This window comes from Salinicoccus sp. ID82-1 (assembly GCF_021991715.1).
Lineage (GTDB): Bacteria > Bacillota > Bacilli > Staphylococcales > Salinicoccaceae > Salinicoccus > Salinicoccus cyprini.
Genome location: NZ_JAGFLY010000002.1, coordinates 163,815 through 187,676 on the forward strand (window position 1 = coordinate 163,815; position 23,862 = coordinate 187,676).

Sequence of the window (23,862 nt, forward strand, 5' to 3'; positions counted from 1 at the left end):
GGAATGAATGTACTGGTTATCGGCGCAAACGGCCAGATTGGTAGAATTGTTGTGGATAAGCTGAAGGAAAGTGAACACGAACCGATCGCAATGGTCCGCAAGGAGGCACAGGCGGAAGCGTTCCAGAACAAAGATGTAAAGACGGTGCTTGGCGACCTTGAAAAGGATTTCTCCCATGCATTCGAGGGTGTGGATGCAGTGGTATTCACTGCTGGATCCGGCGCGCATACCGGTGCGGACAAGACCATTCTGATCGACCAGGAAGGTGCGATGGAGTCGATAGACCTTGCTGAAAAGCATGGTGTCGAACACTTCGTCATGGTCAGCGGAATGGGTGTTGAGAACCCGAGAGCGGTGGAGGGCAAGATGCGCCCCTATCTGCACGCAAAGCATCGTGCAGACCAATATCTTGAGCAGTCCGGTGTGCCCTATACAATCCTCCGTCCAGGTCGCCTGACAGACGATGCCGGTAAAGGTGCCGTCAACTTCTATGAATATCAGGGGGACGTCGAATATGGTGAAGTACCACGTGAGGATGTTGCCAGCGTGCTGATGGAAATCATCAATACCAAGGCAGAAAACAAACTGTATTACCTGATTGGTGGCGACACGCCAGTCACTCAAATTCTATAGAACCATGAGACATCCATCCCGGCTTCGGCCGGGATTTTTATTATGGATTATAGAAAACGGTTTCATTATTTAAATAATCAGAAAATGTAGAAAGTTGGGACATAAAGTGTTAATGTATCGGTAATTATACTTTAACCTGATGTTATCATCAGGTACTAAGGAAGGTGAGGCAATGAAACAGAACACACGGGAACCGATTAGAAACTACAAGATCTGGCTTGGCTTTCTCATCATCTTCATTCTGCTCAACCCCTGGTACTTTCCATCCGGAGAGGAACCAGTACTGGTCTTCGGCGTGCCGCTCTGGGCGCTTGTCATCCTTGGCGTCACAGTCATGCTGTCGCTCTATATTACGTATGTCATCCGGTACCATTGGGATATCGAAGACGAACCATCGAGAGAGGAGGAGAAATAGATGGAACTCGCATTTTCCGGTACTTCCGGCATTCTGATCATGCTTTTCTATGGTGTCCTCATGCTGCTGATCGGTGTCGGCACATATATGAGAAATAAAAAAGTACATAGCAGTCTTGAAGAATACTACCTCGGCGGCAGGGGGCTCGGGACACTTGTCCTGTTCTTCACCTTCTTTGCCACACAGTACAGCGGTAACACGGTCATCGGCTATTCGGCAGAAGCCTATCGTGTCGGCTACGCCAACCTGGTCACCATTCCATTCTTCATCATGATCATTCTGGTGTACCTTGTCTTTGCACCCAGAATGTATCGGCTCAGCAAGAAACATGACATCGTGACCCCGGTCGACTTTCTCGAGCTGAAATTCAAGTCGAAAGCAGTCTCCATTCTGGCTGCTATCCTCATGCTGTATGCACTCGGCAACTTCCTGCTCGAGCAGCTCATCGCCATCGGACAGGGCGTCGCAGGGCTGACCGGCGGCACCGTTCCCTATCAGGCCGGTGTCATCTTCTTCATCGTCATCATGATCATCTACGGCTGGCTCGGCGGCATGCGTTCGGTCGCCTATACCGATACGATGCAGGGCGTGGCACTCCTTGTCGGCGTCTTCATGCTGCTCATCGGCACCATCGTCTACTTTGGCGGTCTGCCGGCTGCGGGGGACTATATCAGAACTTATTCGCCTGAGAACCTCGGGGTACCGGAAGGCGGTGGCCTCGTCAGGTGGACCAACTTCCTCATCCTGGTCGGCATCGGTGCTGCAGTATATCCGAACGCCATCCAGAGAATATTTTCCGCAAAGAATGAACGGGCACTCAAACGTTCACTCACACAGATGGCATGGATGCCGTTTCTGACAGCGGGCGTCGTATTCGTCATCGGCATTCTCGCCTACACGGCCTTCCCGGATCTCACTGTAGAGGAATCGGAGCAGATCGTCGGGATGATGGCCAGTGCCATCGCCAACGAGAATATCATCTTCTACATTGCCATGGTACTGCTGTTCGGCGGCATCATCGCAGCAATCGTCTCCACTGCGGATTCCGTGCTGCTGACGTTCTCCTCCATCGTCTCAAAGGATATATACGGGCGCTACATCAATCCAGACGCCACCGATAACAGAAAGATACTCGTCGGCAAAGTCATCGGCGTCATCGCGGTCGGATTCCTGCTGATGATTGCATGGAATCCGCCCGCCACACTGTATCAGGTCTTCCTGCTCAAGCTTGAAATCCTGGTCCAGGTCGCTCCCGCCCTCATACTCGGACTCTACTGGGAACGCAGCCACGCCAGATCCGTATTCATCGGTATGCTTACCGGTGCACTGCTGGCGGCTGTCTTTACTTTCACAAACCTGACACCTCTCGGCATATTCAGCGGGGTATGGGGATTGATTGCCAACCTCATCATCTATGTCGCCGGCAGCCTCGTTTTCGGCAAGGCACCTGCCACCGCTACGGAAGCGAACATGCTGGAAGGGAAGAAGGCGACACAGCCCGTAAGATAGTGGAATAATCATACAGATGGACGCACTCATTCCGATACGGAACGGGTGCGTTTTCGTATGGATGAAAACAAATATGGAACCCCTTTCATTTTTTCGTTGACATTCCCTTCGACGCGTATTATATTGAGTATAAGTTCATATATAAGAACATTGTTCACATATGAGAACATCTGAAAAATGAAATCACATACGGAGCGGGGGTGGTGTGATGTCGGTAAAATCTGCAGAAAGAGTACTGGATATTATCGAACATCTGAGCCGCATTGAGGACGGCATTTCACTGATGTCGCTTTCAAAAGAATTGGAAATACCTAAAAGCAGCATGTCCCAGCTCCTCCTGACCATGGTCAGCAAAGGATATCTGACGAAATCTGAAGGCAACCTCTACAAACTGGGACATAAGCTGATCATCGCAGGCAACAAGGCGCGAACAAGCAATGATATATACAGTGCCAGCCTGCCGATACTTAAAGAGAAGATCGCATTGACCGGGGGGACTTTATTTCTGGCCATCCGGTCGAGTACTGAAATCATCTATCTGGCCAAAGTGGACAGTGACAATGCTCAGCGGACGACAGCGCAGCCCGGCACACGAAAGCCGCTGCATTCGACAGGTCTCGGCAAAGCATTCCTGACTTTCGAAGCGCATGAGATACGGGAGGCTCTGCTGGCACAGATCGACTATCAACGATTTACTGAGAATACCGTGACGGATGCGGACGCATTACGTGCGCAGATGGTCGAATTTGAGCCCCGAGGATATGTCATCGATGACGAAGAGGGCGAGGTCGGTATCTACTGTATCGCCGTTCCCATCTATAACGACGCCGGCAGCATTGTGGCAGCAGTCAGCTGTGCCGGCAGTAAAAGCATGATGCTCGAAAATAAAGACGTGATCGCTGCCCATATCATGGAGGCAGGCAGGGAGATTTCAAAGACCCAAGGATACAACAGCATCTGATCTGAGTTCTATCATTCTGGAAACGAAAAGGCGGTAAATGAAATGTACGTTATTCTAATCGATTCAGGTACGACCAACACCCGCATCAGGATTGTGGACGCGCAGTCCAAAGAAGTCACTGATGCACTGAAGATTGAAGTCGGTGTCAAAAATGCCGCCATGGATAAGAGCAACCGCAATCTGAAAACTGCCATCGAGCAGGGGATGGAAGAAGTGCTCGGGAGGAACAATCTTGCCAGGGAGGACATCAGGCATATCATTGCTTCCGGCATGATCACTTCGAACCTCGGTCTGAAGGAAGTGCCGCATGTCGTCGCACCTGCAAAAATTGACGATTTCTCGAGAGGCACCGAGTCGGACGAAATCTACGGCATTCCGTGCCACTACATTCCCGGCATGAAGAATAAGGACCTCGATGGCAATGGCGGCATCGAAGATATCCGTGAGATGGATATCATGCGCGGGGAGGAGGTCGAAGTGTTCGGCCTGCTTGAACAGATGGATGTCAGCGGCGCAGGCATCATCATTCTGCCCGGCTCCCATACGAAGTTCGTCAGAGTGAATGAGGACAAGGAACTGGTATCCTGCTTTTCAACGCTCGGGGGCGAACTGGTACAGGCAGTCCAGGGCAATACAATCCTCTCCAGTTCACTCGAAGATGGGCTGATCGACACGCTTGAAACCGATCATCTTGAAAAAGGATACAAAAAGACGCAGACAGAAGGTCTGACCCGATCCCTATTCGGTGTCCGGTTGCTCGATATGTACACGAATACGACCGGCAACCAGCGGGCCAACTACCTGCTCGGTGCCATCTACCATGAAGATATCCAGGCATTGAAGTTCTATACGGACGGCCTCGATCTCGACTGGCTGATCGTCGGCGGCTCCGAAATTCTGAAGCACAGCATGACGCATCTGCTTTCACTCGAGTTTACGGATCAGACCATCATCAAGGCGACCGAGGAAGTGGTGGAGCAGTCCTATATCACCGGCTCGCTCCTGATCCATGGCAACCAGTAGCTGATGAATCGCATCTCGTGAAGAAAGCATTTTTAAATCTCAACTGTGGAGGATGGATAATGAAACCAAAAGTCCTGATAATGAAACCGGTACCGGAAGATGTGGAAGCGTTCATCAGTGCGCACTGCGATTATGAAATCTGGAATGAAGCCGGCTCCATGCCGGAAGACATGATGTTCGAGAAGCTCAGTGCGGTGGATGGACTCATGCCAGGGAAGGAAAAGATCGACGGTGCACTGCTCGATCGTGCACCGAACCTGAAGATTGTTTCCAATATCTCGGTCGGCTACGACAACTTTGATACGGATGAAATGAAAAGCCGCGGCATCATGGGTACGAATACCCCGCATGTGCTGGACGAGACCGTTGCCGATACGGCGTTTGGACTGATACTCTCAGCAGCCCGCAAATTCTCGATGCTCGACCGCTACGTCAAGAGCGGCCAGTGGAAAGTGAAGAATGAAGAGATTTTTCTCGGCACGGACGTACATCATGCGACACTTGGCATTTTCGGTCTCGGCAGAATTGGAGAGAAGGTCATCCGCCGTGCTGTGAGGGGATTCGATATGAATGTCATCTACCATAACAGGTCACGAAACGAAGCAGTTGAAGAAGAGTATGGCGTCGAATACGTGGGCAAGGAAGAGCTATTGAAGCAATCGGACTTCATTCTGACACTGCTGCCACTGACGGAACAGACAACGAACTACATCTCGCATAAGGAATTCCGACTGATGAAGAAGGATGCATTCCTGATCCATCTGTCGAGAGGCAAAGTGGTGGATGAAGCGGCTCTGATCCAGGCACTTGAAGAAGGCAGGATTGCAGGTGCCGGGCTCGATGTGTATGAGGCGGAGCCTGTTTCACCCGACAACCCGCTGCTCGACATGGATAACGTGGTTACACTGCCCCACGTCGGTTCGGCGACAAAGCAGACGCGTGACGCCATGGCCATGCGTGCGGCTGAGAATATGGTCCAGGGCCTGAAAGGCGAAAGACCCAAGGATCTGGTGAAGGAACTGGATATACCCGAATAGATGGAATTAAATAAAAGATAGGTGGCGAAATCAATGGCTGTACTTGAAAAGATCAAGGAACATAGGATGATCGGCATACTGCGTGGCTATGATACGGAGGATGCGGTGAAAATCGTCGGTGCACTGGTCCAGAACGACTTCCGGGTCATCGAAGTGGCACTCAACTCCCCGAACGCGAAAGAGACGCTCAAGGCACTGAAGGAGAATTTCGGCAATGAAATTACACTTGGCGCCGGCACGGTGCTGACCGTGGAGGATGCACAGGACTGCATTGATATTGGTGTCGAATTCCTGCTGGCACCGGTCTACGGCGAAGCAGTACTCAAGTTCGCCAATGAACAGGGTGTCCTATATATCCCCGGCTGCTACACGCCGACGGAAATATATGATGCACATATGGCAGGGGCGAAGATGATCAAAGTCTTCCCGGCCGGCCAGCTCGGCGCAAGCTACATCAAGGATGTGCTGGCACCGATGAATGACCTGGTACTCCTGCCGACAGGCGGCGTGAGTGCGGACAATATCAATACATTTCTTGAAGTGGGGGCAGCAGCAGTCGGCATCAATTCAGCCCTTGTCCCTTCGAATCGCAAAGTCGACGAAGCCCTCGAGATTGAGATCAGCGAGCGTGTCAAAGAACTGAAAGGCAAGGTGGAATAGAATGAAGATCAAAAGCTATGAAATGTTTACCGTACCGCCAAGATGGCTGTTTCTGAAAGTCGAGACGGATGACGGACTTGTCGGCTGGGGAGAACCGGTCATCGAAGGCAAGGCGGCAACCGTCAAGGCGGCAGTCGCCGAACTGATGGATACGATCATCGGCAAAGATCCGATGAATATCGAAGGCATCTGGAACGAACTGTACCGTGCCGGCTTCTATCGTGGCGGTCCGATCCTTATGAGCGCACTCGCCGGCATCGACCAGGCGCTATGGGACATCAAAGGCAAGTACTATAATGCGCCGGTCCACCAGCTGGTCGGCGGCAAGGCACGCGAGAAGATCAAAGTGTATTCCTGGGTCGGCGGTGACCGTCCAGTGGATGTCGGAGCAGCTGCACTAGAGCTGAAGAACACGGGCATCACAGCCGTGAAAATGAACGCAACAGAAGAACTCCAGTATATCGATTCCTACAGCAAGGTGGACGCAGTACTCGAGCGCGTCGCTTCCATCCGTGAGATGTGCGGCAATGATTTCGGCATCGGCATCGACTTCCATGGTCGTGTGCATAAGCCGATGGCAAAAGTGCTGGCAAAGGAACTGGAGCAGTTCAGACCGATGTTCCTGGAAGAACCTGCCCTGCCTGAAAATAATGAAAACCTGCGTGATATCGCAATGCATACATCCATACCGATTGCCACTGGTGAACGGATGTTCTCCAAATGGCAGTTCAAGACACTGCTTCAGGACGGCTATGTGGATATCATCCAGCCGGACCTCTCGCACGCCGGCGGCATCACGGAATGCAAGAAGATCATCTCGATGGCGGAAGCCTACGACGTGGCGGCGGCACCGCACTGTCCACTTGGACCGATTGCGCTTGCTGCATGCATCCAGGTCGACGCAACATGCCACAATGCGGTGATCCAGGAGCAGAGCCTCGGCATCCACTACAATAAAGGCAATGATATTCTCGACTACGTGACGGATGCTTCCGTATTCGAATATACGGAAGGTCATGTCGAAGTACTCGACAAGCCGGGTCTCGGCATTGAAATCAATGAAGACTACGTCAGGGAACGCAGCATGGTCGGACACAACTGGAAGAACCCGGTATGGCTGCATCAAGACGGCAGTATCGCAGAATGGTAAAAAGGAAAGGGGTATAGAAAATGTCTAATGAACTATGGCTGGTCATTGCGACTGTTATTGGAATCGCTTTACTGCTGTTCCTGATCATGAAAGTCCAGCTTCACGCATTTGTATCATTGCTTATCGCATCTCTCTTCATCGGTCTCGCAACAGGGATGAGCCCGATGGACATCATCGACGTCATCGAAACGGGGATGGGCGGCACGCTCGGATTCATCGCAGTCGTCGTCGGTCTCGGTGCGATGTTCGGTGAAGTACTGAAAGTTTCCGGAGGTGCCGAACGGCTGGCCCTCACACTGATCGACAAGTTCGGCGAGAAACGCTCGCAGTGGGCGCTCGGTTTTACAGGATTTCTCGTCTCCATCCCAGTATTTCTGGATGTGGCGCTTGTCATCCTGATCCCGATCGTCTACTCCCTGGCTACGAAAACGAGGAAATCCCTGCTGTACTACGGTATTCCGCTGCTTGCCGGACTTGCCGTGGCTCACAGCTTCGTACCACCGACACCAGGTCCGATGACCGTTGCTGCCATGCTCGGCGTCGACCTCGGCTGGGTCATCCTGTTCGGTATCGCAGCCGGTATCCCGGCAATGATTCTTGCAGGCCCCGTCTTCGGTAAATACATCGGAAGCAAGATCCAGCTTGAAATTCCGGACTACCAGAAGCTTGAAGATGATGTCAGCGCAATGCGCGAGGAAAGAGATATGCCAAGCTTTACGCTCGTATTCTCCCTCATCCTCATTCCGCTCGTACTGATTCTGGCCAACACCGTGACAGGCGCAATTGTTGGAGAGGAATCCACAAACCTTCTTGCTGAAAGCATCCAGTTTGTCGGACATCCGTTCGTGGCACTGATCATCACTGTTGTTCTGACGTTCATGCTGCTCGGTACACGCCGTGGCTATACGAGAGGCGAAGTACAGGATATCGCGACAAAAGCACTCGAACCTGCAGGTATCATCATTCTGATCACGGGTGCCGGTGGCGTATTCAAGGAAGTGCTCATCCAGAGTGGTGTCGGCGACGTCATGGGTAACCTTGTCGTTGGAGCCGGACTGCCGCTTGTCATCGCTGCATTCGTCATCACGACATTTGTCCGTGTGGCCCAGGGGTCTGCAACTGTTGCGATGGTTACCGGTGCCGGACTCATGTCACCGATCATTGCAGTGAGCCCCGTATCGCAGCCTGAACTCGGTCTGATCGCCATTGCGATTGCGAGTGGGGCGACAGTGCTCTCCCACGTGAACGACTCCGGCTTCTGGCTGGTCAACCGCTTCTTCGGCATGACCACCGGTGAGACGCTGAAGTCGTGGACGGTCATGGAGACCATCATCGGCCTGACCGGCTTTGCCGTCGTACTGGTCATCAGTCTATTCATATAGCAATACAGACCCCATGCGATGCATGGGGTTTTTGTGTACAGCGGCAAAAACACATATAATAGAGGTAACAGGAAAAACGAGGAGGAAATGGCATGAAGAAATATATGATGGGTCTCGATCTCGGAACAACAGCAGTGAAGGCGGTGCTGTTCAGTACAGAGGGCGAATATGTGGACAAGGAGACCGAACACTATCCGCTCCACACCCCGGACGTACATACCGCAGAGCAGGATCCGGATGAGATTCTCGGCAAGGCGATGCGGGCAGTCAAAACGCTCGTTGAGCGCAACAGCTGCGGTAACAGCATCGAATTCATTTCATGCTCTTCCGCCATGCACAGCCTGATTCTGCTGGACCGCTCCGGCAGCCGGCTGACCGAATGCATCACCTGGGCGGACCGTCGCAGTGAAGATGTTGCAGAAGCGTGGAATACGGAAAAAGGGGTCAGCATATACAGACGGACGGGGACGCCGATCCACCCGATGAGCCCATTCATCAAGCTGCTTTATTTCAAGGAGGCAAATCCCGGGATGTACAGCCGCATCGGCAAGATTGTCGGCATCAAGGAATATGTGCTGCACCACTTCACAGGACTTTATGAAGTCGATAAGTCGGTTGCGAGCAGCATGGGCATGATGAACCTTGAGACATCGCAGTGGGATGAGGAAGTGCTTGATATTCTCGAACTCAGCCCGGAACAGCTGCCCGATATTGTGGATACGACACGCGTATATCCTAGGCTCAGCCGGGTCTATGGTCATCTCGGTGTTGCGGAGGAGACAAAGATTGTCATCGGTGCCAGTGATGGCGTACTCGCCAATCTTGGTGTCAATGCCATCGAGGAGGGAGATATTGCCATCACGATCGGTACGAGTGGTGCCATCCGTACGGTGATCGATGCACCGAGGACGGATGCGAAGATGCGCATATTCTGCTATCACCTGACGAACGACCACTATGTCATCGGCGGTCCGGTGAATAACGGCGGCGTCGTTCTGAGATGGGTGCGCGATGAACTGTGCCAGGAGGAAGTCGGAGAGGCCGCAACGAAGGGGAAGGATCCATACGAAGTGATGACCCAGGCGGCCAAGGATATCCAGCCCGGCAGCAATGGGCTCATCTTCCACCCGTATCTGGCTGGCGAGCGGGCACCGCTGTGGAATGCCAAGGCAGTGGGTTCATTCTACGGCATGACACTGTCGCACAGCAGAAGCCACATGATCCGTGCGGCAATGGAAGGTGTCGTCTATAATCTCTACAGCGTATACCTTGCACTCAGGGAACAGATGAGCAGCGTCAAAAGCATCAAGGCAAGCGGCGGATTCGCCAGAAGCGAGATGTGGAAGCAGCTCATGTCCGATGTGTTCGGTGAACAGCTGACTGTGCCGAAATCCTATGAATCGAGTGCTTTCGGAGCCTGCCTGCTCGGCCTGTACGCCATTGGCGAGATGGATGATCTGAGTGCAGTATCAAACTTCGTCGGAGAGAGCGATGCATATACACCGGATGAGAAAGTATATATGAAATATCAGGAAATTATGAGTGTGTATATCGAAATCGGACGTGCACTGGAACCATTCTATGACAGGATGGATGATATCAGATAGGGAGGTGGCATCATGGATCTGCATCAATTTTTCACCCATTTTCTTGAAGAAAATGAACTTGTCAGAGCCAATCTGATCAATGATCGGCAATTTGATACAAAGGCCGCACTCGTCCAGTTCAAGGAGGCGGAAGTTGCGGGACTCGATGCGGACTCTGTGGTGGCCGGCATGCTGTCGATGACCGAAGTCGAACTCATCAGCCACCTGGTCGACATGGAGACCGACGACCGGCTGCATTACGTCGCCTATGACGTGAGGCAGTATCCTGTGCTGATCGACTACCAGTATGTGCTCGAGGCAGGGGACGGGACCGGCGCCATCCATCATGACATCATCCGGGCACTGCACGGCATATTGAAGGAGAGTGGGACACTTCCGGCCTATCCGATGTATATCCATAAGGATGATCCGCTGGATCCGGAAGAGATCAGCCAGCTCCATCATATATACAAAGGCCCGATCTACTGGCTGTACGACAACCTGACATGGCGGACACTCCGTGCCATGCTGAAGCGGCTCAACGTGGAACCGGACGGCCATCAGAAAGAGGACTATCTGCGCCATATGACGTCCGTCATCACCCACCCGAAATATCTTGAAGGCATTCTGCTTCAGCTCGGGCCGGAGGAGTATGCCAGCATCCGTGAAAATGTCGAGAAGAGCTTCAATGTGTATGAGGCGAGCTCGAGATGGGAGACGGCGAAGGAGATCGGTCTTCTCGTCAAGATCCATGCCGACCACTACGTCATGCATGAGGACGTGAGGCGCGCACTCGAACAGGTCGACTTCCATGCAGTCGAAACCAAAGTTCGCCAAGGTCTCGGCCCTGCCGGAAATAAAAGCCAGGGCGGCGACTACAACGCGCATATCATCCGATTGACTGTGGAAGATATCGATTTTGAGATTACACGCACCATCATCGTACCTGCCGGCATCAACTTTTTCGAGCTGCACCTCATCATCCAGAAGGCGATGGGTTGGCAGCAGAAGCATGACGCGATGTTCAGATCCGGCAATCTGGTCATCGTTGAGCGCATGAACCAGGTGGAAGGGCGCTCCGAGGGAACAATGGAGCTTCTTTCAAGCTTCACCCAGATCGATGGTGTGTTCGATCAGCATGAAGTGCTCGAATATATGTATGGTGCGTCCTATCGCCTGAAAGTACTGGCTGAAAATACAACCAATATCCACCGGCGGATTCCAGGCATTCGCGACTACGCAGGTCCCGCGCCGATCGAGAATATCGGCGGTGCCGGCAATCTGGCTGGTGTGCTTGAGATACTCGGCGACCCGAGACATCCGGAATACGCCCGTACGTACGAGAAGGTCCGGGCGACGAATTTCAGGGAACGCTATCCGATTACTGCCATCAACAACCAGCTTGAAAAGCTGTTCAGGAAATCCCATCCGATTACGGAGTTCAATTCAGATGAAACGGATATGTAGGGAGGGCGAAACATATGAACTATAAAGACTGGTTAATTTTGAGATCGATCAGTGAAGCAGGCAACCTTTCTCGTGCTTCCAAGAAAATCTATCTGACACAGCCGGCAGTCACCAAAAGAATACAGCAGATGGAAAAAGAACTCGGAGTCAATATCATCTATCGTACGAATAGAGGGGCGTTATTGACTCCCCAAGGAGAGTTTCTGGCAGATAAAGCGCTCAAAATTATAACAGACGTTGAAAATATTGAAAATGACCTTCAAAAAATGAAAGACGCCTTATCCGGCTCGATTAAAATCAGTGCCGCCAATTTTATGATGCGGTACAGATTGCCGAAAGCTCTATCTGATTTCAAAAGGATGTACCCAAGGGTCGATTTCAAGATAGAAGTCGGATGGAGTCGTGACATGCTGAAAAAACTTCAGAATAACGAGGTGGACATAGCATTTGTAAGGGGAGACTATGCATGGAGAGAAGGCAAACAGCTTCTTTTTTTGGAGCCGATGTGCGTGGCATCGATCGAACCGCTTGAGTTGGCTGATCTTCCTGGGAGGAAGCGGATCGACTATCGTACGGATGATAAGCTTCGCGAACTGATAGATAGATGGTGGATGCAGAATTATCGTGAACTTCCGAATATATCAATCGAGGTTTCAAGAACAGATATATGCAAAGAATTGATCAAATCCGGGCTCGGATATGCTATTCTTCCTAAATATTCGGTAGCTGACGTTCCAGACATACATACATATGATCTGATGGATGAACATGGAAAAGTGATTGTCCGGCCTACTTGGATGTTCTATTCCCATCAGACAGAAGAAGTGGCATTGCTTAAGAGGTTTATCAAACACTTTGATGAGATAGACTTTTAAAAATACACCTCAAGTTTAGTGTTATTCCAAATGGTTATGCATTTGGATAAATAAAACTTATTTCCATTATGTTTGCGCTTACAATATACTGAAAAGTAAGAAACATTGTGGGGTGTATTCATATGGATAGGCATTTATATTTGAAATCATTCAAAACGGATGGGCAAACATATCATTACTATTCTCTCAAGAATCTTGCAGAACAGTATGGTAAGGATGTGGAGAAGCTCCCTTATGCATTAAGAATTATTCTGGAATCGAGCCTCAGAAACTTCGATGGACAGAAGATAACGAAAAAGCATATTGAACCTCTGGTAAGATGGGGAGAAGAAGGGATAGAGATCGAAGAAGTCTCATTCAAACCCCATCGTATACTGTTTCACGATACGACGGGCGTCCCGGCTATTGTAGATATGGCACTCTTAAGAGACCATGCGAAAGATATGGGTGCAGATCTCGAGAAGGTCAACCCTGTCATACCGATCGATCTGGTCATCGACCACTCACTGATTGTGGATGCTTCGGCGAGTGAACGGGCAATCGAGTTGAATGAGCAGAGAGAATTCGATCGCAATGAAGAAAGATTTCAATTCCTCAAATGGGCCCAGGAGAGCTTTGACAATTTCAGAGTATTTCCGCCTTCCTCTGGTATCATGCACCAGATCAACCTGGAATACATATCAGAAGTTGTAAGAACCAGAGAGGAAGACGGGATGACAATTGTCTATCCGGATTCACTTGTAGGTGCTGATTCACATACGACAATGATAAATGGTCTTGGTATCTTCGGGTATGGTGTTGGTGGCATTGAAGCTGAAGCAGCGATGCTTGGTGAAGCCATGTATCTTGGCGCTCCGAAGGTGGTTGGGGTAGAGTTGTCCGGCAGACTTCCTGAAGGTTCCACGGCAACTGATCTCGCACTGACCATCACACATCTGTTGAGAAAGCATGACGTCGTTGGAAAGATCGTGGAATTCCATGGGGAAGGCGTTCAGAGCCTTACTGTTTTCGATCGTTCCACAGTATCAAACATGGCTCCCGAGTATGGAGCGACGATGTCTTATTTTCCGGTTGATAAGGAAACTTTGGATTACCTGGAGACGATAGGGAAAGATCAGAAGACCATCCGTTTCATCAAAGATTATTACCAGGAACAGAATTTATTCTTTGATGCGAATAAGAAAGATCCTATCTACTCTGAGCATATACAGCTCGATCTGAATCGTGTGACGCCTTCGATATCCGGACCGAAAAGACCTCAGGACAGAGCGGATATCAAAGAGGTCAAAGAAAACTTCGAACATCTTCTCAAAGCAGCACCAGATGATGGTGGATATGGAATCGAACCCTCAGTGGTTGATGAGGCATTTCCGCTCCCTTCCTCCGGCAGTGAGAAACTTACAGCGGGAAGTATCGTACTGGCCTCGATTACGAGCTGCACGAATACGTCCAATCCTGATGTACTAGTTGGTGCTGGCATCCTGGCCAGGAATGCGGTCGAGAGAGGGCTTACTGTCCCTTCATATGTCAAAACCTCCTTCACACCAGGGTCGAAGGTCGTCACCGAATACATGAAAAAGTCGGAGCTTCAGGATGCGTTGAATATTCTGGGTTTTGGCATCGTCGGCTATGGATGTGCAACGTGTATTGGAAACTCCGGAGATCTGCTTCCCGAAGCCGATCGTATTGTGGACGAAGAAAATCTGGTAGTTTCCTCCATCCTTTCCGGCAACCGCAACTTTGAAGGGCGTGTCCATCCTAAGGTACGGGCAAACTACCTGGGGTCGCCACCTCTGGTTGTTGCATACGCACTTGCGGGGAGAATCGATATAGATTTCGATAATGAGCCGATCAGCAAAGACAACAGCGGAAACGACGTCTATTTGAAGGATCTATGGCCGACCTCAAAAGAAGTGGAAGCTGTTAAAAAAAGCGCCATAGATTCTACGATGTTTAAGAAAAGCTATGACGACATCATGGTAAGAAACGAGCGATGGAACAATCTGACACCAGTAGACAGTCGGAACTACTCGTGGGATCGGGACTCGACATATATCCAGAAGCCACCATTCCTCAATGAAGATCTGATTCCTGATTCATTGGAAGGTTCGAGAATTCTCCTGATGCTCGGTGACTCGGTCACGACGGACCATATTTCGCCTTCTGGGCGCATAAAAGTCGATGGGCCGGCTGGAAACTATCTGAGTGATAAGGGTGTAAGTCCGAGAGCATTCAATTCATATCCATCAAGACGCGGGAACTATCTGGTCATGGAACGTGCTGCATTCGCAAACGTAAGAGTACGCAACAGGCTTGTCCCGGATATCGAAGGTGGGTTCACAAGATATCTTCCCACTGGTGAGGTCATGGATGTTTTTGAGGCCGCACAGAAGTATAAGGATGATGGCACGCCGTTGACAATTATTGCCGGTAAGGAATACGGCACCGGGAGTTCTAGAGACTGGGCTGCCAAAGGAACCATGCTCCTCGGTGTAAGGACAGTCATCGCAGAAAGCTTCGAAAGAATCCACAGAAGTAACCTGATCTGCATGGGTGTTCTGCCTTTGCAGTTCGAGGACGGGGAGAATCAGGAGACACTTGGCATCAAAGGAACCGATAAGTTTCATTTCTCCGACCAATTGGAAGCGCTTCATCCAGGCAAAATAATCGAAGTTCGAATGGAACAAGGTAATGAAATGAAGTACTTCAAAGCGAAAGTCAGATTGGATAACCAAGCAGAGGTGATCTATTACAAGCACGGCGGGATATTGCCCTATATCGCTGACGGCATGGTATCTAAAAAGAAGTGATGGAGGGGGGGACTAGATGGATGATATCGACTGGCTGATTATAAGTGAAGTCTACAAGAAGAAGAACGTCACAAAAGCTGCCCGGACATTGTATATTTCACAGCCGACCATCACTAAGAAAATTAGAAAGTTGGAAGAAAGGTTCAATATCATCATCTATGAAAGAAAAAGCAAAGGCATCGAATTTACGCCTGAAGGAGAATACCTGGCTATAAGAGCAGGTGAAATATCCAAAGAGATGGACCAGGTCAAAAAAGATGTTAAAAGCATGAGCAGTGAAACTGTCGGGAAGCTGAACATTGGTGTCAGCAATCATATCGCCAAGTACAAGCTGCCTGAAGTCCTGAGTGAGTTTCATAAACTTTATCCGATGGTTGAATTCAATATTTTCAGCGGCTACGGTCGTGAAGTGCATCAGATGATGAACACTCAGAATATACATGTTGGCCTCATCCGGGCTGATTATGAATGGGGCGGAAGCAAAGAAAAGCTTGGAGAAGATCAGGTATGCCTTGTCTATAAGCATCCGATTTCAATGGAGGATCTGCCTGAACTGGTCAATATCGATTATCAGACCGGCAGTACCACCAATTCGATGATTGAAAGCTGGTGGGAGTCAAACTTCGACTCCCCTCGCAATATTGGTATGCACGTCGACAATCTTGAAGGATGCAAGGAAATGGTGATGAATGGTTTCGGCTATGGCATCCTTCCCGAATCCATCGTTACGGATCAGGATCAGCTATATAAGTCTCGGCTCATGCTTGATGATGATACGCCGCTGGTTGCGAGCTCATGGATCTATTATACGGAATCCCTATTGGAGAATAAGATCATTTCGGAGTTTGTTGAATTTGTAAAACATAAATTCGAGGAGGAAAAAGCATGAATGATTCATTGGTCGAGGCATTCGCGAATATCCCGACAACCAGTGCTTCTGATGCACTGAAGGGGCATACTACGATGGACTACCTCATTAAACCACTGACTTCCGGTAAGGTGGCAGGCAGAGCCTTTACAGTCAAAATCACAAAAGGTCAAAACAAGGACTTTCTGAAGGCGCTTAAGGAAGCAAACGAGAATGACGTCATCGTTGTTGACGCTGAGGGAGACACACGCAGGGCAATAGCTGGGGATTTTGTAGTCGGCATGGCAAAGACGCTCGGTATCCAAGGCATCGTGATAGACGGTGTTGTGAGAGATATCGAGGGCATCCGGGCACTTGATTTTCCGGTGTTCGCACTGGGTACCACTTGTGATGCTGGATTTAAGGCAGATCCAGGTGTATTGAACCGCCCAATTAGTTGTGGCGGGGTTGCTGTAAAGAACGGTGACATCATCATCGGTGATGCGGATGGGGTAGTGGTCGTGCCAAAAAACGAAGCCGAAAGTGTTCTGGATAAAGCAAGGAAGAAGATCGAAAAAGACGAAGCAAGAGATGAAAGAGTTGGAACCGACATTAAGGAAATCCATCGCTATATTGACTCGATTACGAGTTGAAGTATAGAAAATCATTTAAATCAAGGGGGAAACAGTAATGAAAAAGTTTTTGAATCTGCTATTGCTTGTTGCTATCGCAGTGTTCGCAATCGCGTGTTCCGGTGGAGAAGAATCAGCTGATGCAGGCAATAAAAGCAGTGAAGGTGGAGAATCCGCTGAGAGCTGGGAGCCTTCAGAGGCGATTGAAATTGTCGCACCAGCGGGTGCAGGCGGAGGATACGACACCACTGCCAGAATGGCCATGCAGACATTCAGTGAAGAAGGAATCATTGAAGAGGATATGGGTGTTACCAATAAAGTTGGGGGCGGCGGTGCTGTAGGCTGGTCCTATATCGCAGATCAGGCGGAGAGCAATCATCACCTTTTCGTTACCTCCCCACCATTCCTTCTGGTACCTCTGAACGGACAGTCGGAATATAATTATGAAGACTTTACTCCAATTGCAAACATGATTGCAGACTATCCGGCGTTTGCAGTAGCAGATGACTCAGAGTGGAATGATCTGAACGAACTCTTTGAAGATATGAAAGAGGATCCTTCAAGCGTCACCGTAGTTGGAACATCTTCACCAGGAAGCATGGATCATATTGCTTTTGCATATGTAGCGAAGGCAGCGGGTGTTGATATCACTCAGATTAAATACGTTTCTGCTCAGGATGGCGAAGGTGTCACACAGATTCTGAACGGCAGTGCAGATGTTTACTCGACAGGTATTGCAGAAACTGCAGAACAGGCACGTGCAGGAAACATGAGGGTACTTGGTGTAACCGCTGACGAGAGACTTGAAGGGGAAACGCTTGGCCAGTTCCCGACAGTCAAGGAACAAGGCATCGATGCTGAACTAATCAACTGGAGAGGTTTCTTTGGCCCACCGGATATGGATCAGGAAGCTGTCGACTACTATGTCAACAAGTTTGAAGAACTCAGCAATTCCGAAGGCTTCGCAAGTGTAAGAGATCAGTTTGGCTGGGGTGAAATGTTCATGGCTCCAGATGAGTATCAGGAATACCTTGATGAACAGAACCAGGAGTTCCAGTCAATTCTTGACGAACTTGGTCTTGGCCAAGCTGAATAACAAATTAAGCTGGGCAACTGCCCGGCTTAATTCAATAATTATCTCGTATTCTTGATGAAATGAAGAGGTGTGGATGGAATGCTAAAAACTAATAACCAGAGAATCAGTCTCGTGCTTTTGGCAATTGCGGGAGCCTACCTGTATTTTACATACAATCTACCTGCTTATGCTTATACACAAATAGACGCAGATATGGTGCCGAAGGGTCTGGGATGGCTGCTTGTGCTACTTTCGATCATGCTGTTTTTTGCAAGGGACTCTGAGACCGAAGAACAGCGGGAACGACGGAATATTCCGAGGAAGGAAGTTCTAGCGCTGCTTATTGTTACAGGTATGACACTGCTCTACATATTTCTGCTCGAAATGCTTGGTTTCGTGCTTGTAACTGCACTATTCATATTCTTTTGTTCATGGTTTCTTGGCTATAGGCAATTTATTACGAACGCGGTAGTGTCAATTATTTTCCCGGTCATACTCTATATGCTTTTTACACAGTTTTTAAGAATCGACCTGCCACAAGGTCTATTACCATTTTAGGAGGGATTGAATGGGTTCGATAGAAGGAATTATGACCGGTTTTCAAACAGCTTTCAGTATAGAAGGTATAATGTTTGTCATGATCGGTGTTTTAGTTGGAACATTTATCGGAATGCTGCCTGGCCTGGGGCCAATCAGTGCCATTGCTGTAATGATACCTATTACATTTGGTATGGATCCCTCAACCGGTCTTATTATGATGGCAGGTGTATATTACGGCGCTGTATTCGGGGGATCCACCTCTTCCATACTGTTAAACGCTCCCGGAATATCCGGTACAGTAGCAACTTCTTTTGATGGTTACCCGATGGCACAACAGGGAAAGGCCGGCAAGGCTCTGGCTATCGCAGCCATTGCTTCATTTACAGGCGGAACTGTCAGTATTGTTCTGCTTATGATTCTTGCTCCGGCACTTGCAAGTGTTGCGATATCATTTGGTCCTCCGGCTTACTTTGGACTGATGCTTCTCGGACTGACAGCCATTGCCAGTCTTTCTGAAGGATCGACCATCAAGGCTTTGATTTCCGCTGTTGTCGGATTCATGATGGTCACCGTTGGTATTGATCAGCAGACAGGTACACAAAGATTTACATTCGGTAATGCAAATCTATATGAAGGTATAGATTTTCTGGTCATTGCACTTGGTCTTTTCGCAGTCGCTGAAGTAGGGAAGCTGATCATCGCCAGAAATGATGACTCCCTCAAAGACAAGAAAGATATCGGCTCGCTTAGAATCACCAAGGATGAATTCAAAGAAATGCGTGGACCGATGAGCAGACAGTCATTCCTCGGCTTCTTTCTGGGAGTACTTCCTGGTGCAGGTGCAACCATTGCATCCTTTATCGCATATATTACAGAAAAAAGAATTGCAAAAAAACCTGAAGAATTTGGCAAGGGTTCCGTTAAAGGTCTGACTGCGCCTGAGACAGCTAATAATGCGGCGACAAGTGGTGCATTTGTCCCATTACTCAGCCTGGGTATTCCAGGGTCCGGTACAACTGCTGTACTCCTTGGTGCATTTCTTGTTCTCGGTGTACAGCCGGGACCGCTTCTGATGATCGAACGTCCGGAAATTTTCTGGGGCATCATTGCAAGTATGTACCTCGGTAACATCGTACTGCTGGTACTCAACTTGCCCCTGATTCCCTACATTTCCAAAATACTGAATATACCAAGGCCATTACTGATTGCACTGGTCATCATGTTCAGTATGATTGGTGTATATGCAATAAGCTTCAGCACATTCGATCTTTACCTGCTGGTTGCTTTCGGTTTTGTCGGTTTCATCATGAGGTTGTTTGCATTTCCTGCACCGCCTTTCATACTGGCATTCATACTTGGCGGTATGCTTGAGCAGTCATTCAGACAGTCACTTTCCATTTCGAATGGGAACTTCATGATATTCCTTGAAAATCCTATTTCACTCGTATTGATTATCCTGTCCGCACTATCCTTCATATTCCCGCTTCTGAAACTTAGAAAAAAGAAGGCGTAAATTATGAGAGGTATCATCTCATCATACACTGGTTTAAAAAACTTGTTTTCACTCCTATTCATATTCAGCGTCCTTTTTCTTATATTATTCACAGATATAGGGGAAGGGACTTTTTTTGGACAGGAACAGCAACTGACACTTTCACTCCTGTTGATAGCGGTCTACGTCTGGATTATTGCTCCGATGCCGCTTGGAGCGGGAAGCATTCTCATACTTGCACTGATGATGGTATTTGGCCTTGTCGATAATACTGAAGAGGCATTTGAGGGATTTCTCTCCTCTGCACTCTATTTCATATTCGCGTTGTCTGTTCTGAGCAAGGTTTTTGTTAATGTCGGAATCGATCAGTGGATTGCCGGGATGATCAGAAAACTGAGCAGGAATAGTGTGATGAAAAGTGTCATCGGCTTGCCTGTATTCATCCTTCTGCTGCCGATTGTCCTTCCGTCGGCCATCGCAAGGTTCAAAATGCTTCAACCGCTTGTCGGCAGCTTGAATGAAAGGTATGGATTTTCTCCTGACAGCACCTATCATAAGTACAGTCTTTTCATCATCGGCATGCTTAACCAGCTCAGTACAATGGTCGTCGTCACAGGGGGCGGTTTCTCAGTACTGACGGTTCAGCTGCTCAGGGATTTCGGTGTAGCGGATATCGGCTGGACTGAATGGTTTCTGCTCCTTGCACCTCCAGTATGGATCGGGGCGCTCATTTTCGTGTTGATCCTGCTGGTCTATCTGCGTGTCACTGGTGGTCATATTCTGACGGATGAATCTGCAGATGAAGTGTCAGAAACTGCTGCTTTGGTCACCTATTCAAAGGAGTTTATCATTGTACTGGTCGGATTTGTATTCATGATACTGGCATGGATATTACTGGACCAGAATACTGTGCCTTTGCTGCTCCCACCGATGTTGCTGATTGCTGTTTTGGCTCTTCCAGGCATCAATCTAATTACAAGTCAGGTGATACGCGGATTCGACTGGGAGAATTTTCTTCTGTTAGGCACTTCCTTTTCGCTTGGCCTCCTTTTGGCTGAAAATGATACGGCAGATGCAATGGCCAGAGTACTCATGATGGCAGTGCCCGAAAATTCTGGAATCCTGTTCAAAGTGGTTGTCTTCTCGATAATCGTTTTCATACTGCGCTTCATGTTTATCGTCCCTTCATCTGCAATCATTGTCATCTTCCCGATTGTCATATCCTATGCAGATCTCATTGGTGTAGCGGATCTGCAGCTATCAATGCTGTTATTTGTAATCATCGGCAGTATGCTCATCCTGCCAATCCATACACCGACTGTGTACCTGGCATATCAGACAGGGGTAATCAAAAATAAAGATCAGCTGATTATTGGTCTGCTGGGGAGTCTGATTATGACAGGGATAGCCATAGTTGCTCTATTTCTTTACTGGTGACGTTTGACTTTATGCTCAAATCCAGTAATCTTAATTATAAGATAATTCAGAGGAAGTAGAGGCGATAGAGAATGGAGCAGCAGAAGATATATAAATTGTTTACCGGCAAAGTGAAGAAGGTCGGACAGAAGGATGCAGAAAACAAGATGGCTCAGGAGTGGGAAAGCGCCATTTTCAAGACAGCCACAGAAGGGCCGGTCCATCTGACGAAGACTGGATTTGTAGGAGACGATGTCGCCGATAAGAAAAATCATGGCGGCCCTGAAAAGGCGGTCTTCGCCTATCCGGTCAGCCACTATGAATCATGGCGTCGGGAGCTTGATGCGGATATTGAAATCGGAGGCAACGGAGAGAATTTCGCTGTCATGCATATGGACGAGACATCCGTCTGCATCGGGGATACATACAAGGTTGGTGGGGCAGTCGTCCAGGTCTCCCAGCCGAGACGCCCGTGCTGGAAGCCCGCACGTCGCCATAATGTACTCGACCTGGCCTTGAGGATCCAGAAGACCGGCCGCACCGGCTGGTACTTCCGGGTGCTTGAAGAAGGGGATGTGGAGAGCAGAGATACGTTTCAGCTCATCAGCCGTCCCCATCCCGACTGGTCGATCGAGGCATGCAACGAAGTGATGTACAACCAGAAGGATAACATCGGACTGAATGAAAGCCTGGCATCCCTCGACCTTCTGGCTGAAAGCTGGAAAACGACAATCAGCAAGCGCCTTTCCGGCGATGAGGGTAGCAGCGAGAAGCGTGTATTCGGACCAAACAGGTAGGATGAAGGTGGCTGTGGGCGTATAAAGTTTTGATAATAGGTAGTGAAAAAGGATGTCATCTATTCTTGTGCAGATGACATCCTTTTATTTTTATTGGGTTGGTGTCCAATTTGCGTTGAGCGTCTAAGTCAGTGCACGTTGGGCCTCCAATTTGCGTTGAGCGTCTGGTTCAGTGCACGTTGAACCTCCAATTTGCGTTGAGCATCTAGGTCAGTGCACGTTGGACCTCCAATTTGCGTTGAGCATCTAGGTCAGTGTACGTTAGGCCTCCAATTAACACTCGACGCCGCCACGAATGACAGTTAACACCCCAATCAGCACCACATCTCAACCTACATCATGCTGCTGAACCATAGTCCGAGGGCAGTGCCGATGTAGTTTCCGATGATGTAGCCGAGTGTCCCGACGATCAGTATCGGACCAATGAGTTTCGTCCAGCCGCGGGAGATGGCCATGGCGGCAGCGGTTGTCGGTCCGCCGATATTGGCATTGCTGGCGAGGATAATCTCTTCGAGATCGAACCTGAACAGTCGGCCGACCGAGAAGGATATGAGCATATTGATGAACACGACAATGGCGGCGAACACCAGAATGAGCGGTGCATTCTGCAGAATCAACGGAATCGAAGCGGGCACACCGATGACAACGAAGAAAATATAGATCAGAAACGTTCCAATCTCCTGAGCGCCATTGATGCGCTCGAAATATCTTGGCACGATCGAGACAAGGAGTAGCGTCAGAGTGGTAAGCATCAGATAGTCATCGCCGACAATTCCACGGAGTATGACCATGAATGCATTCCCATCTTCCGGAATCAGTCCTCTGAAAACTTCTGCAAGCTTGAATGATACGGCAACGATGACGAAGGAAGTCCCGACAGCCATCGCGATATCGCTCAGTGAAATTTCCTTGCGCTTCCAGTAGGAAGCGGCGGCGGTATCGTCAGTCTCATCACTTCCATCCATCTCGTCCATGTGCGGTGTGGCAAAGCGTTTTCTAATAAACCCAATTGCCGGAATCGAAATCAGCACGAAGAAATAGACGGCCATCAGGAAGTTGTCGGCCACGACCGCGGAAGAAACGGTCTCCCCGGGCACATCGAATCGGGAAGCAAGCGCTGCGAAGTTGACGCCACCGCCGGTATACGATCCAGTGATCATCGCTGCGATGTGCGGCAGGCCGGGAATCAGATCCTTCAATAGGAAGAAGGCGGCAATCGACCCGGCAACGGTGCCGACTGTGCTGATCAGAAAGATGAGCAGCAGGCGCCCGCTTTCCTGCCAGACCCGGCGGATGTTTGTCTGAAACAAGAGCAGTGGAATGGATAAAGGAACGACATAAGCCCACACGGCATCATAGACCGGGGCCTCCACTGGCAGTATGCCGAAGTTTGCAAGCAACATCGCGCCGAGCAGAGCAATGATGGCGCCGGATAATTTCGACGCCCATTCGAAACGCTGCTCGAGATAGATGGACACAGCGGCCCAGCCGACGAGAAATGCCCAAAGCAGCCAAGTTTCATCTGATGATATTAAAGCATTCATATTCAAATCCC

Annotated in this window: 21 protein-coding genes; 20 read left to right on the top strand and 1 reads right to left on the bottom strand. The window is 49.4% G+C overall.

The genetic code is table 11. The features are described from left to right. Nucleotides 1-3 precede the first annotated feature (3 nt). From J4760_RS06345 to J4760_RS06440, 20 genes are all read left to right on the top strand, one after another. A complete protein-coding gene (locus J4760_RS06345; protein ID WP_237605139.1) occupies nt 4-633 on the top strand; it encodes an SDR family oxidoreductase in 630 nt (209 codons plus the stop codon). Between the two features lie 172 nt (nt 634-805). Then, entirely contained in the window at nt 806-1,048 is a 243-nt protein-coding gene (locus J4760_RS06350; RefSeq protein WP_145290160.1) for a hypothetical protein, read from the top strand. Beyond that, nucleotides 1,049-2,557 (top strand): sodium:solute symporter family protein, encoded by a 1,509-nt coding sequence (locus J4760_RS06355; protein ID WP_237605140.1) that lies wholly within the window; start codon nt 1,049-1,051, stop codon nt 2,555-2,557. Between the two features lie 208 nt (nt 2,558-2,765). Then, entirely contained in the window at nt 2,766-3,518 is a 753-nt protein-coding gene (locus J4760_RS06360) for an IclR family transcriptional regulator (protein WP_237605141.1), read from the top strand. Between the two features lie 42 nt (nt 3,519-3,560). Beyond that, nucleotides 3,561-4,541: a 2-dehydro-3-deoxygalactonokinase gene (locus J4760_RS06365; RefSeq protein WP_237605142.1), complete on the top strand. Its 981-nt coding sequence runs from the start codon at nt 3,561-3,563 to the stop codon at nt 4,539-4,541. Nucleotides 4,542-4,600: 59 nt separating this feature from the next. Continuing rightward, nucleotides 4,601-5,578, top strand: a complete 978-nt coding sequence (locus tag J4760_RS06370) for a 2-hydroxyacid dehydrogenase (RefSeq protein WP_237605143.1) — start codon at nt 4,601-4,603, stop codon at nt 5,576-5,578. Between the two features lie 33 nt (nt 5,579-5,611). Beyond that, complete coding sequence (locus J4760_RS06375) at nt 5,612-6,238, top strand: bifunctional 4-hydroxy-2-oxoglutarate aldolase/2-dehydro-3-deoxy-phosphogluconate aldolase (protein ID WP_237605144.1); 627 nt, start codon at nt 5,612-5,614, stop codon at nt 6,236-6,238. A 1-nt stretch (nt 6,239) separates the two neighbouring features. Continuing rightward, complete coding sequence (gene dgoD / locus J4760_RS06380) at nt 6,240-7,388, top strand: galactonate dehydratase (RefSeq protein ID WP_237605145.1); 1,149 nt, start codon at nt 6,240-6,242, stop codon at nt 7,386-7,388. A 20-nt stretch (nt 7,389-7,408) separates the two neighbouring features. Further along, the gene (locus J4760_RS06385; protein WP_145290180.1) at nt 7,409-8,770 is read left to right on the top strand and encodes a GntT/GntP/DsdX family permease; all 1,362 of its coding nucleotides are present in this window, start codon (nt 7,409-7,411) and stop codon (nt 8,768-8,770) included. A gap of 92 nt (nt 8,771-8,862) precedes the next feature. Beyond that, a complete protein-coding gene (gntK, locus tag J4760_RS06390; protein WP_237605146.1) occupies nt 8,863-10,377 on the top strand; it encodes a gluconokinase in 1,515 nt (504 codons plus the stop codon). Nucleotides 10,378-10,389: 12 nt separating this feature from the next. Further along, nucleotides 10,390-11,823 carry a plasmid pRiA4b ORF-3 family protein gene (locus J4760_RS06395; RefSeq protein WP_237605147.1) on the top strand — a complete coding sequence of 478 codons (1,434 nt, stop codon included), beginning with the start codon at nt 10,390-10,392 and terminating at the stop codon, nt 11,821-11,823. Between the two features lie 14 nt (nt 11,824-11,837). After that, on the top strand, nt 11,838-12,698 hold the full coding sequence (locus tag J4760_RS06400) for a LysR family transcriptional regulator (protein ID WP_237605148.1): 861 nt from the start codon (nt 11,838-11,840) through the stop codon (nt 12,696-12,698). A gap of 122 nt (nt 12,699-12,820) precedes the next feature. Beyond that, entirely contained in the window at nt 12,821-15,508 is a 2,688-nt protein-coding gene (gene acnA, locus J4760_RS06405; RefSeq protein WP_237605149.1) for an aconitate hydratase AcnA, read from the top strand. 16 nt (nt 15,509-15,524) lie between these two features. Continuing rightward, complete coding sequence (locus tag J4760_RS06410) at nt 15,525-16,397, top strand: LysR family transcriptional regulator (protein WP_237605150.1); 873 nt, start codon at nt 15,525-15,527, stop codon at nt 16,395-16,397. Further along, complete coding sequence (locus J4760_RS06415; protein WP_237605151.1) at nt 16,394-17,008, top strand: RraA family protein; 615 nt, start codon at nt 16,394-16,396, stop codon at nt 17,006-17,008. The genes J4760_RS06410 and J4760_RS06415 overlap by 4 nt, the downstream gene beginning before the upstream one ends. Before the next feature lie 37 nt (nt 17,009-17,045). Then, the gene (locus J4760_RS06420) at nt 17,046-18,083 is read left to right on the top strand and encodes a tripartite tricarboxylate transporter substrate binding protein (protein WP_237605152.1); all 1,038 of its coding nucleotides are present in this window, start codon (nt 17,046-17,048) and stop codon (nt 18,081-18,083) included. 78 nt (nt 18,084-18,161) lie between these two features. Further along, the gene (locus J4760_RS06425; RefSeq protein WP_237605153.1) at nt 18,162-18,620 is read left to right on the top strand and encodes a tripartite tricarboxylate transporter TctB family protein; all 459 of its coding nucleotides are present in this window, start codon (nt 18,162-18,164) and stop codon (nt 18,618-18,620) included. Between the two features lie 10 nt (nt 18,621-18,630). Beyond that, entirely contained in the window at nt 18,631-20,115 is a 1,485-nt protein-coding gene (locus tag J4760_RS06430; RefSeq protein ID WP_237605154.1) for a tripartite tricarboxylate transporter permease, read from the top strand. Between the two features lie 3 nt (nt 20,116-20,118). Further along, complete coding sequence (locus tag J4760_RS06435; protein WP_237605155.1) at nt 20,119-21,531, top strand: SLC13 family permease; 1,413 nt, start codon at nt 20,119-20,121, stop codon at nt 21,529-21,531. A 71-nt stretch (nt 21,532-21,602) separates the two neighbouring features. Then, on the top strand, nt 21,603-22,307 hold the full coding sequence (locus J4760_RS06440; protein ID WP_237605156.1) for an MOSC domain-containing protein: 705 nt from the start codon (nt 21,603-21,605) through the stop codon (nt 22,305-22,307). 332 nt (nt 22,308-22,639) lie between these two features. On the opposite strand, the gene J4760_RS06445 is transcribed toward J4760_RS06440, so the two are convergent. Beyond that, on the bottom strand, nt 22,640-23,851 hold the full coding sequence (locus J4760_RS06445; protein WP_237605157.1) for a DUF819 family protein: 1,212 nt from the start codon (nt 23,849-23,851) through the stop codon (nt 22,640-22,642). Nucleotides 23,852-23,862 lie beyond the last annotated feature (11 nt).

What these genes read in the sequence shown, in the direction of transcription:
- J4760_RS06345 (WP_237605139.1), top strand. Translation starts at nt 4, where the DNA reads ATGAATGTACTGGTTATCGGCGCAAACGGCCAGATTGGTAGAATTGTT.
- J4760_RS06350 (WP_145290160.1), top strand. Translation starts at nt 806, where the DNA reads ATGAAACAGAACACACGGGAACCGATTAGAAACTACAAGATCTGGCTT.
- J4760_RS06355 (WP_237605140.1), top strand. Translation starts at nt 1,049, where the DNA reads ATGGAACTCGCATTTTCCGGTACTTCCGGCATTCTGATCATGCTTTTC.
- J4760_RS06360 (WP_237605141.1), top strand. Translation starts at nt 2,766, where the DNA reads ATGTCGGTAAAATCTGCAGAAAGAGTACTGGATATTATCGAACATCTG.
- J4760_RS06365 (WP_237605142.1), top strand. Translation starts at nt 3,561, where the DNA reads ATGTACGTTATTCTAATCGATTCAGGTACGACCAACACCCGCATCAGG.
- J4760_RS06370 (WP_237605143.1), top strand. Translation starts at nt 4,601, where the DNA reads ATGAAACCAAAAGTCCTGATAATGAAACCGGTACCGGAAGATGTGGAA.
- J4760_RS06375 (WP_237605144.1), top strand. Translation starts at nt 5,612, where the DNA reads ATGGCTGTACTTGAAAAGATCAAGGAACATAGGATGATCGGCATACTG.
- dgoD (WP_237605145.1), top strand. Translation starts at nt 6,240, where the DNA reads ATGAAGATCAAAAGCTATGAAATGTTTACCGTACCGCCAAGATGGCTG.
- J4760_RS06385 (WP_145290180.1), top strand. Translation starts at nt 7,409, where the DNA reads ATGTCTAATGAACTATGGCTGGTCATTGCGACTGTTATTGGAATCGCT.
- gntK (WP_237605146.1), top strand. Translation starts at nt 8,863, where the DNA reads ATGAAGAAATATATGATGGGTCTCGATCTCGGAACAACAGCAGTGAAG.
- J4760_RS06395 (WP_237605147.1), top strand. Translation starts at nt 10,390, where the DNA reads ATGGATCTGCATCAATTTTTCACCCATTTTCTTGAAGAAAATGAACTT.
- J4760_RS06400 (WP_237605148.1), top strand. Translation starts at nt 11,838, where the DNA reads ATGAACTATAAAGACTGGTTAATTTTGAGATCGATCAGTGAAGCAGGC.
- acnA (WP_237605149.1), top strand. Translation starts at nt 12,821, where the DNA reads ATGGATAGGCATTTATATTTGAAATCATTCAAAACGGATGGGCAAACA.
- J4760_RS06410 (WP_237605150.1), top strand. Translation starts at nt 15,525, where the DNA reads ATGGATGATATCGACTGGCTGATTATAAGTGAAGTCTACAAGAAGAAG.
- J4760_RS06415 (WP_237605151.1), top strand. Translation starts at nt 16,394, where the DNA reads ATGAATGATTCATTGGTCGAGGCATTCGCGAATATCCCGACAACCAGT.
- J4760_RS06420 (WP_237605152.1), top strand. Translation starts at nt 17,046, where the DNA reads ATGAAAAAGTTTTTGAATCTGCTATTGCTTGTTGCTATCGCAGTGTTC.
- J4760_RS06425 (WP_237605153.1), top strand. Translation starts at nt 18,162, where the DNA reads ATGCTAAAAACTAATAACCAGAGAATCAGTCTCGTGCTTTTGGCAATT.
- J4760_RS06430 (WP_237605154.1), top strand. Translation starts at nt 18,631, where the DNA reads ATGGGTTCGATAGAAGGAATTATGACCGGTTTTCAAACAGCTTTCAGT.
- J4760_RS06435 (WP_237605155.1), top strand. Translation starts at nt 20,119, where the DNA reads ATGAGAGGTATCATCTCATCATACACTGGTTTAAAAAACTTGTTTTCA.
- J4760_RS06440 (WP_237605156.1), top strand. Translation starts at nt 21,603, where the DNA reads ATGGAGCAGCAGAAGATATATAAATTGTTTACCGGCAAAGTGAAGAAG.
- J4760_RS06445 (WP_237605157.1), bottom strand. Translation starts at nt 23,851, where the DNA reads ATGAATGCTTTAATATCATCAGATGAAACTTGGCTGCTTTGGGCATTT.